Here is a 9,023-nt window from a genome sequence, read left to right as displayed (position 1 = left end):
GAGTGGTACGTAAGTCCGAAAGCTAAGGTCTCTGATGTGTAGAGTAGATTTAAAATCGTTAATGCATTGCGATAGAAGGCTTACAGGGATCCTGTGAGAAAAATTAGGCGTATGTCGGCATGACCCCGAACACCTCCAATCTCAATATTTCCACCAAATGACCTCAGGACACCACTATCAAACTCTACGTTACCTCCAATCAAAGCAATAGTACTATCTGGAGATACCGAAAGCCCAAAAGGAAAGATAATAGGATTATCAATAGGCATTACGGCAAGATCAGAAAGATTATTGCCTAAGCCCTTAACCCTAATAGGTCCCGTTCTAGAGTCAAAGATAAGTCTAGAAGGACGACTACGACTTAATACTTCAGTACTATTTAAGGGTGGTCTTGTAAATAAAGATGAATCATCCAGAAATCCAATTCTATTAGCTGTACTAACTAAAAAAGAATTGTTCAAACTAATTGCTGCATTGGAACCAAAGAAAATACCATTAGAATTTAGCAAAAATAGTCTAGCTGTCCCCCGTACACCCAACAAGCCTAAAATTCGTGTTGTATTATTTCCTGTCACTCTAGAAATAATTGTGTTTATCGCTGACGGGTTATCAAAAAATACAGACTGCCCCTCCCCAACATTAAATTCATTAAAACTATGTAGAAGATTTGAGCCACTTCTACTTCCACCCGTGATAAGAGAAGATGAATTCCCATTAGTATTCTGACGTTTCTGCACGATCGACGAATTATTTCCAAGCGTAGAATCAGGAACAATCTGGGCCGAAGCTGGAGAAATAATTAGAGTAGAAATATGGAAAGTCAAAAGACAGAAAATTCTACGGTATATCCGCAAAGACTCATTTCTATAGCTAGCCATAAGTCGCACGCAAAACTCCCGATATTGTTCTTATATCAACCAGATTAATAGCCTGCGCTAAACCGGAAATATTGCAGACACATGTTTCACATAAAGTATCATCTCTCAATACACATTTACCGACATTACTACCATCATAGTTAAGGCTCTCTACTCGCTGCGCAACAGAGCAACTCGATGAATTACTTATAATATACTTTTCATCAAAAAGGCGTTCATTAACTTTCGGCTGGTTAAATGGAAATAATTTCCATCCATATTTCTCTGCAGCACTTTCAATTAATTTCTTCAAATCCTTGCGATCCTCAATGGAAAAAGTGCAAGGATCCTCAAAATCTTTAGTTGCTGTGCCTGATACTATGATTCCACGTAATTTCCTAACATCCTTTACCAACCAATCAACAGTATCAGAAAACTTTTTAATAACTGGCTTTGAGAGGGTAATATGAACATATGCTCCTCTTTCAGATTCATTAATATTACGGACAATATTTGCACTCATTCCCTGTAGATTATTGTAGGAATAGTTTTTGTAAAATCCTTTGGGATCTCTAGATTTATTATGATAATCTGGAGGGCCATCGATACTAACAAAGACAGTGACTGAGTTAGGCAATCTTGGAAGCTTCACTACTCCATTTGTTACTACCCAAACGACAGGGAATAATTTTGATGCTAGACGAATAGCCTTAGGTGCAAGCGCAGTCTCTCCACCAACTAATGTTACATGAACGACGCCTCTACTCTTTAGCCTTCTTAAAGTTTCATAGACATTTTTCTCCTTAAGTTTGTGCTCACTAGGAGATAATTGGAGGTATCCTCCAAGCCTTTCATTTTGATCCCATTCAGATGGATATACATAACAGAAACTACATCCTGCATTGCATTTGTCCGTTATTTCAACTGATGCAGCAAACTTTTCCTTGGAGCCTCTTAACAAATGATAAGCAACAACTGAACTCGCTCTTAATATTGATGATGTTTGCTTTGCTCTTTCACTCAATGAATACCTTGGAGAATACAGAGTATATTCATTTCTATTGTTCATTAACCTCTCCATTACCACTCTTACAAGTTAAGGAAACAGTTATATAATGTGTATATTGACTTAATATACAGTGATTTTCAGACATAAAGAGAATATATTAGCTGTCTAAAGTTTTGCGATATTTCTCAAGTCCTCTACGAACAAGTTTCAACAGGTTTTGTATTGCTGTATACATAACCTGATGAGATTACTCAATTTCAACGAACTAAATTAGGTACGCCAATTCAAGCTCATTTTAGAGAAGGATTAGCTTGAAAGCCTCGTGGTTCAAGAATTTAAGTAAAGATAGTGTCCAAGATCAGGTCAGATTGGTATAGTTTTTCATGTTATTGAAGGCAGCAGACCTAGAATGATGCATCAACAAACATATTGATGCCATTTTTTGGCCGCAGGGTAATGGAAGGGAGTAACTCAATAGATTGATTAGGAACCAATCCCAAACTAAATTTTTGCGAAATCATAGCTAGAATCAGAGTCGCCTCCATCATTGAAAAAGCCTGTCCGATACATACTCTTGGCCCTGCCCCAAAGGGGAAATAGGCCCCAGGAGGCAGATGCTTTTCGAAGCGCTCATTCCATCGCTCCGGTCGAAACTGTCCTGGGTTGTCAAAAAACCGCTTGTCGCGATGTACAACCCACTGACTGAAATAGACCGTTGTACCTTTTGTCAGGAAATAGGGGCCAATCTGACAATCTTCTGCTACTTCACGACTCAAAGCCCAAGCAGGAGGATAAAGCCGCATTGATTCTTTGAGAACCATCTGAGTATAGGGCAACTTTTCAAGGTCATTGATATTGGGTAGGCATTGACCAAAAGCGGCTTGGGCTTCTGCTCTCAATTTATTTGCTATTTTTGGGTGCTGAGCGAGCAACATTAGTGCCCAAGCCAATGCACTAGCTGTTGTTTCATGTCCTGCTAGCAATAGCGTCATCACCTCACCACGCAGTTCACCGACAGAGAACGGACTGTCACCATCCTGTGTCCCTAGAAGAACCGAGAATAGATCATCATGGCTGGATTGGTAGCGTTGATTGATAGTATTTTCAACAATTTCATTTAGATACTTAATAGCAGAGGAAGCTTTACGGTTGCTAGGCGTAGGAAACCAAGACGGTACTAAAAAACCTGTCTGTGCTTGATGGTAGTACTGCAAAATAATCGCATCTAAAGCTTTGCCAATACTCACAGAAGCCGCGCTTAGGCTACTCCCGAAGAGCACATTAGTAATTATTTTGATCGTTAGCTGGCTGACAACTTGATGGAGATTAAATTTCCCTCCAATCTTCCAATTGCTCAGAAGTTGGTTTGTCTCTTCAATTACAGTCGCAGCATATTCAGCAATCCTCTCTTGAGTAAACGCAGGTTGCATCATCCGTCTGTGTCTTTTCCACTGCTCACCGTCACTGAGCAATAAGCTATCCCCCAGCAATCTGGCTAACATTCGATAACTAACGTCTTTAATGAAGCACTTATTTTTCTGATTTAGGACTTCGGCAATAAAATCAGGATGATTTAGTAGATAGATTTGAGTTGAAGCAATTTTAATTCGAGCAGCATCTCCATACTCATTTGCAGACCAAACGGAGTAATCAATAGGATTCCGACAAAAATCAACGAGTTGCCGGATAGCAGTTAAACCGCTAACTCCCTCTGGAATAGTGGAGCTGTCATGGGAATTAATTTTTTCAATCATAAACCAAAGAATCGAGCATCAACTCTAGCTCTAAGCTACACCAGTGGTACAGCCCCCAGTCGTTTAAGCTGTCGGATGGTGAACGCAAACGCCAGCTCAGTCCAGGGTTGCCAGTCGCCTACCTCAGGATTCGTACAGACGCACATCTGCCCATCCATAAACATCGAGGCTGACACAATCCCTTTCTCCCTAGCCAGCTCAAACCATTCATTAAAACCATCAGGCACCAGACTCCCAGACTCCTCGACCGGGTTAGGATTCCACTTCTGCTGAATGGCTTTGACCAGCATCCCAGCAGGCCGTTTCACCTTCCCCGCCTGCTTTTGCTGGCGCACGACAGCCAGGGCATCACGAACGACATCGACGGTAGCAGATACTACTGTCCTGCGGATGTTTTGGTTAAGCGGTTGTGCGATCACTTCTTCGACCTCAGCCTTTAGCTCTGGGCCTATTATTCTTTGTTCGGAGTTTAGCGGCACGTTCTGAGAATTGGGATCTGTTGGGGAATCTGTTCCAGGTTTTTGGGGTGTTGGATTTTGCATATTGGGGCTTAGGGGAGAGTTAGCCATACCTTCCTTGTCACTCCATGAAACAGGGTGGAGTGAGGTGGGTGTATCTGCTGTTCTCTTTTCTTCTCTATAAGAGGGTACGGCAGCATAAGCATTTGAGTGCTCTATTTTGGACATTTTTGTCACGGCTGGGACTTTTTGATCCAGAACCTGTACTTTTTTGTCACTGGCGCTGAGTTGCTTTTCCAGCGTTAACTGCTGCTCTACAGGTGCTATCTCTGCAGCCTCTGGGTGAAAGCAGATGAGCTTAAAGATACGAGTGCTGTATTGCTTAACGACATCTATCAGGCCAACGCTCAGTAGTTCCTGCACTGCTCTCTGAATATGTCGGATGCAGTACGGGCGACGACGGTGGCCGCTAGACCATTGGGCGAAGTCTCCTAGCTCTAGCTCCTGGGGCTTTCCTGCAGGTATCTTCCGCAGCAGCCAGCGGTAGAGCTGACCGGCACAGGGGGTCAACGTAAGTAAGATCGCGTCATGCACATCGGTGACGCGGGCAAAGGCTTTCATATTCTTGCTCCTATCGGTGATGGGAGCGAGGTCGATTGAGAGTCGTTCGTTAAGACAAATTAAAGCTGAGTTGCACTTTTACGTGTAGGCAGCTTAAAATGAGCGAACAACCAATGGGGTTTCTAACACCTGCCGATCAAGCTTTAGTTAGTTCCCGCGACTCCGCTAAATAAATTTCCTAAGAACCTGAGATTCCACCCTCGGGTTTTTTAGGTTTTAAAGACCGTTCTTGGTTCCTCCAGATAGATTTGCTCAATTACCGATTAAGTGTACGCCTCTAGCCCCCATTGGCAAAGGGTTTGAAACAAAAGATCACAGGATCCATAGCCAGACGCACCCCTCCAATGAAGTATAGGGAGACCGACCTGATCATCCAAAATTGGGGGCAAAACAGGGGTTTTTAGTAAAGTCGTGTAAAGATCGTGTTGCGAAGTGTAAAGCCTAGGGATCCTAAGACGACCTTTATCGAAGCTTGTGGGGAGAGAAAAAGAGCGGTAGCCTATGCTTGTAGATGCGATTGGTGCTCATGAAAATCGACAGAATAGCTTGTTTAGGAATGATCTCCTTAAACTTGGTGCTTCCTCTTGTCGCAAACGCTCAACTAACTCCACAAGAGCGTGAAACGCTTCAAAACGGCGTCCAATTTCCTGAAAATCCTCCAAAGGTTAACAACTCCAGAATCTTCAAAACACCTGAAATACGGAATGAAATCGAAGAGGGTGCCTGCCCAGGTGACACACCGATTCAAAAACACATGCGCGCTTTCCGAAAGAACAACCCAGGCAAACCACCAATGATCAGAGACCCAGTTACAGGTGAGCTAGAAGAATTCAAGCCTTTCACTGGTTGGAAATCCAATGGGGATGGAACAGTCAGATTAGTGAGTGAGCCAATTGTTTTGCAAGATTGTTAGAAATAGGTCGGACAAGTAGCTGGTCAGACTTTATCCTCGCTTCACCCAACAAGCAATAAGACAATCCAAAGCGATTGCCGAAGGCAGGCCAGGGGCCATCGCAACCCAATTCGCCCTAGTTGCCATTAAAGCTGGTACCTGCAATACTTCCAGCAGGAGCAACTCCCAGGGAAACCGCAGCCATGCCGCTCAAGCCCTCTGAACTACTGCAGGCTTTGGGACAATCTCAAGCCGAATTTACAGACTTTTCTAGCAACGCCTCCGAGATCTACAGAGACTACCGCCGTGCCCTCAAGAAGGTCTCAGCCCAAACCGATACAGACATAACAAATCTCCTGACAGACTACGAGCATCCTGGTGCGCGTCCCCTCGAACCTCTACCGCCTAGTGAGTCAAAGAACTGGTTAATTCGCTCCAAGCTAAAGTGGGCCAACAGAGAACGGAGTTTGCAATGGGTCCGAGATGTCCTCACAGGAGTGACCACCTTTGCCGTCGATGGCTCTCAAATCTTTCCTAGCAAAGACGTTTCTCCTCCTATCGCCTTGGTGCAAATCGGTTGGTTTGCAAACCCTCATTCAGAAACAGGCGAATATCAAAAGGACAATCGCTTGGCTCTGATGACGCCCGCTCAACTCGATCTAGAGAACGAGCGCACCCTCAATCGTCAGGTGAGTATGCGGCGCTTTCAGATGGAAGTAGAGCGCATCATTGAATTCATGGAGAGTCATCCTAGCTGTGATGATTGCCTAGTTTTCTTTGATGGCTCACTGGTCGCCACTTTTGCCGAAGCTTCCGACTTTGAATGCAAGCTCTTCTACGCCAAACAAATAGTCGCGCTACTTAGAGCCAGTGAGAAGTACAAAGTCCCAGTGGTCGGCTACATTGATACCTCCCAAGCCTGCGACATCGTGCAGATGCTTAGATGTCTGGAGGTATTACCAGAAACAACACTCCTCAACGATGCTCAGCTCCTGGGCAATGAGATGAACTGGGGCGATCGCACCCCAGTCTTTATCTGCGATCGCACAGGCGATGCCAGAAGTCAGGGCATTTTGAGCCTATATGAAGAACAGGCAGATGCGATTGCCTTCCTGTATATGAAGACCAACGGCAATGCGCCCGTGCGTCTGGAGTTCCCACGCTGGATTTATGATGAGGGGCATTTTGAGCGCATCCTCAACTATGTCCGGGGCGAGGTCATTATCGGGGGTGGATATCCCTATACGATTGAGACCGCTGATCAAGTGGCTGTACTGCAGTCGGGCGATCGCAACTTGTTTTACCGATTGGTACAGGATTGGTCAGAGCAGGCATCGGTGAACATTAGCTTTTCCCGCAAGATGGTGAGCAAGCAGTTGCGACGTTAACTCCTCTCCAACCACTCCCACAGATCACCCTGTTCCGAAAACAGCGCCTCTCCCAACTCTTCCGTCTGCTTGAGAGACAACTCCTTTATCTGCGATCGCAACTCTGAGTACACTTCCCCTATATGGCAAATAGTCAGTGATGCAATTGGCAATCGCAGTAAGTTAGATCTGGGTTGTAATTTTGCAATGCTCGGGTGCAAGTAGGAACAAGTCCTTACTGATCTCAATATGATGGGCTGAAATGGCGCAGGCGCTACCAGCAGTGTAATCAGCTATTCTCTGAGCTGACTGGGTTTCAAATCTTTTCAAGTTGAGCAATAGAACGACGCCAGACTTCAGAGATTCAATGGCCTGTCTCGTTTCTTCAAAGGAGCGCGGCATCAAAAACAAGATCTGATTGTTGGGATATTGACGAAAAGGCAATAAGTTCTCCACAATTTCGTTATCCTCAGATATGCAGTATCGTATTCCTCTACTGGAAGTTTAGACAATACAGGGAAAAAAGTGTTCCGCCGACTCAGGCTGAACATTCCAGGACAGGGCATAGCTCATCGACTCGGAGACCTGGGTAACACTCTTGTGACGATACACCCCCTACAACTACTGTCTGACAGTGACTTTAAGCTATCGGACTACAATCTCAATTGAGCCATATTCTCATTGTGAACAATGCCAATCTCTCGCATATTGAGCAACTGCATTTCTTAGAGCGAACCTCCAACTACATCTGGCCATAAGATAGAGAAACGTAATCATCAATGAAATCAGATCAGAATGTCCTCAGCCACTCCAGATTCCTCTCCTATCGACTACCTCATCACCCTCAAGTCTCACTTTGAACAAGAGTTATCCGAAGCCGATGCGAAGGTCGCCAACCTCAGAGAGCAACTTGAACACGTTGATGCATTGCTGCTCAATCAGCTTGTCCCGACTCATGGTGTGGCACCTCTACAAGAACGTATTGAAACGCCCTCCCCTGGGCTATTCTTGAGTCCTCAAGCTAATGCTCCCACTGATAGCTTAGACCTAGCTCCGACCCAAAGCGATCCAGAAACCGCTGCACCCCCAAGTGAAACCTTGGAGACAACAGCCGCACCCGAACCAACCCCAGCAAAAAGCGGTCGAAGTAGCCCACGGACAATGCTGCCTGCTTATCAAGAGCTGACGCGACTGGAGGCAATCACCACAGTGTTGCTAGCTCACCAGGGTCAAGCGGTCACAGCTGATGCCCTGACCCAAGAACTCTTTGGCACCTTGAGCGCAGTAGACCATAGAGCTGAGTCGAAGCGGCTGAAAACGCTCTTGTACCAGGGAGAGAAGAATAAGTTATGGCAGAAGGGAAGAAAACCTTCTAGCTACCAGATCAAAGGGGCAACAAACAAACGTAAAAAGCAAGGCAGTCAGAAAGTATCACCCGCCCCCCGCACAACAGCAGCAAAGACGGTTGCAAAGTCGAAAGTCTCCAACCAAAAGCCAGGGGCAACGACTAAGAATAGGGCAAAGGCAAAAGCACCCAAGGCAAAGCGAGAGACAGCAACTGCAAAGGCTAACAGCGTTCTTGAGCTACAGCCTCCCTACCAAGAAATGAAAAAGAATGAAGCGATTGTTTCTGTCTTAGAACAACGGGAAGGGAAAGCGGTTCACCGGGACGCGATCATTCAGTGGCTCTACGGCGACCTCAGCAGTGAAGATCTCAAAGTTGAACGCAGAAGGATGACAACTGCATTACACCGGGGCGTTAAAACCAACAAGTGGCAGAAAGCATCTGCACCATTGAGCTATCAAGTCGTTCCCGCTGCCAAAGAGGCAAAGCCTAAAAGTCCAGGGCGAAAATCTAAAGCTCCGAAACTCCAACCGGACCTTGTGGTTGAAGCAATAGCAGAAAGCACTCCAGCTCCCACTGATACTCCCAACGCAGCCCAAAAGCCAAAGAGAGGGCGAAAGCCAGCGGCATCTAAAGCGAAAACATCTACCAAAGCCAAGGCAAAAACACCGAGAAAGAGAGCAACACGGGATACGACAAAAGCCAAAGTATAAAACGACA

At 45.3% G+C, this 9,023-nt stretch carries 9 protein-coding genes; 3 read left to right on the top strand and 6 right to left on the bottom strand.

What is annotated here, in order from left to right:
- Positions 1 to 80: 80 nt before the first annotated feature.
- The 4 genes from C1752_RS24480 to C1752_RS24465 form a co-directional block, all read right to left on the bottom strand.
- Positions 81 to 878 (bottom strand): filamentous hemagglutinin N-terminal domain-containing protein, encoded by a 798-nt coding sequence (locus C1752_RS24480; protein WP_110988678.1) that lies wholly within the window; start codon positions 876 to 878, stop codon positions 81 to 83.
- Positions 871 to 1,926 (bottom strand): radical SAM protein, encoded by a 1,056-nt coding sequence (locus C1752_RS24475; protein WP_158535186.1) that lies wholly within the window; start codon positions 1,924 to 1,926, stop codon positions 871 to 873. The genes C1752_RS24480 and C1752_RS24475 overlap by 8 nt, the downstream gene beginning before the upstream one ends.
- Before the next feature lie 344 nt (positions 1,927 to 2,270).
- Positions 2,271 to 3,620 carry a cytochrome P450 gene (locus C1752_RS24470; protein WP_110988676.1) on the bottom strand — a complete coding sequence of 450 codons (1,350 nt, stop codon included), beginning with the start codon at positions 3,618 to 3,620 and terminating at the stop codon, positions 2,271 to 2,273.
- A gap of 35 nt (positions 3,621 to 3,655) precedes the next feature.
- The gene (locus C1752_RS24465; protein WP_110988675.1) at positions 3,656 to 4,699 is read right to left on the bottom strand and encodes a hypothetical protein; all 1,044 of its coding nucleotides are present in this window, start codon (positions 4,697 to 4,699) and stop codon (positions 3,656 to 3,658) included.
- Positions 4,700 to 5,225: 526 nt separating this feature from the next.
- On the opposite strand from C1752_RS24465, the gene C1752_RS24460 reads away from it, so the two are divergent.
- Both C1752_RS24460 and C1752_RS24455 read left to right on the top strand, forming a co-directional pair.
- Positions 5,226 to 5,612 carry a hypothetical protein gene (locus C1752_RS24460; RefSeq protein ID WP_146242419.1) on the top strand — a complete coding sequence of 129 codons (387 nt, stop codon included), beginning with the start codon at positions 5,226 to 5,228 and terminating at the stop codon, positions 5,610 to 5,612.
- A gap of 182 nt (positions 5,613 to 5,794) precedes the next feature.
- Positions 5,795 to 6,979 carry a DNA double-strand break repair nuclease NurA gene (locus tag C1752_RS24455; RefSeq protein WP_110988673.1) on the top strand — a complete coding sequence of 395 codons (1,185 nt, stop codon included), beginning with the start codon at positions 5,795 to 5,797 and terminating at the stop codon, positions 6,977 to 6,979.
- On the opposite strand, the gene C1752_RS29500 is transcribed toward C1752_RS24455, so the two are convergent.
- Positions 6,976 to 7,092 carry a DUF4351 domain-containing protein gene (locus C1752_RS29500; RefSeq protein WP_233501869.1) on the bottom strand — a complete coding sequence of 39 codons (117 nt, stop codon included), beginning with the start codon at positions 7,090 to 7,092 and terminating at the stop codon, positions 6,976 to 6,978. The two genes, C1752_RS24455 and C1752_RS29500, sit on opposite strands and share 4 nt — an antisense overlap.
- A 49-nt stretch (positions 7,093 to 7,141) precedes the next feature.
- Positions 7,142 to 7,414 (bottom strand): cell division protein SepF, encoded by a 273-nt coding sequence (gene sepF, locus C1752_RS24445; RefSeq protein WP_110988671.1) that lies wholly within the window; start codon positions 7,412 to 7,414, stop codon positions 7,142 to 7,144.
- Between the two features lie 339 nt (positions 7,415 to 7,753).
- Here sepF and C1752_RS24440 point away from each other — a divergent pair, with 339 nt between their 5' ends.
- Positions 7,754 to 9,016: a hypothetical protein gene (locus tag C1752_RS24440; protein ID WP_110988670.1), complete on the top strand. Its 1,263-nt coding sequence runs from the start codon at positions 7,754 to 7,756 to the stop codon at positions 9,014 to 9,016.
- Positions 9,017 to 9,023 lie beyond the last annotated feature (7 nt).

Source organism: Acaryochloris thomasi RCC1774 (assembly GCF_003231495.1).
Classification (GTDB): Bacteria; Cyanobacteriota; Cyanobacteriia; order Thermosynechococcales; family Thermosynechococcaceae; genus RCC1774.
This window is presented reverse-complemented; position numbering and strand designations above follow the sequence as displayed.

Excerpts from the sequence above, each read along its gene's own strand:
- C1752_RS24455 (WP_110988673.1), top strand. The coding sequence starts at position 5,795 with ATGCCGCTCAAGCCCTCTGAACTACTGCAGGCTTTGGGACAATCTCAA.
- C1752_RS24480 (WP_110988678.1), bottom strand. The coding sequence starts at position 878 with ATGGCTAGCTATAGAAATGAGTCTTTGCGGATATACCGTAGAATTTTC.
- C1752_RS24460 (WP_146242419.1), top strand. The coding sequence starts at position 5,226 with ATGAAAATCGACAGAATAGCTTGTTTAGGAATGATCTCCTTAAACTTG.
- C1752_RS24475 (WP_158535186.1), bottom strand. The coding sequence starts at position 1,926 with ATGAACAATAGAAATGAATATACTCTGTATTCTCCAAGGTATTCATTG.
- C1752_RS24465 (WP_110988675.1), bottom strand. The coding sequence starts at position 4,699 with ATGAAAGCCTTTGCCCGCGTCACCGATGTGCATGACGCGATCTTACTT.
- C1752_RS24470 (WP_110988676.1), bottom strand. The coding sequence starts at position 3,620 with ATGATTGAAAAAATTAATTCCCATGACAGCTCCACTATTCCAGAGGGA.
- C1752_RS24440 (WP_110988670.1), top strand. The coding sequence starts at position 7,754 with ATGTCCTCAGCCACTCCAGATTCCTCTCCTATCGACTACCTCATCACC.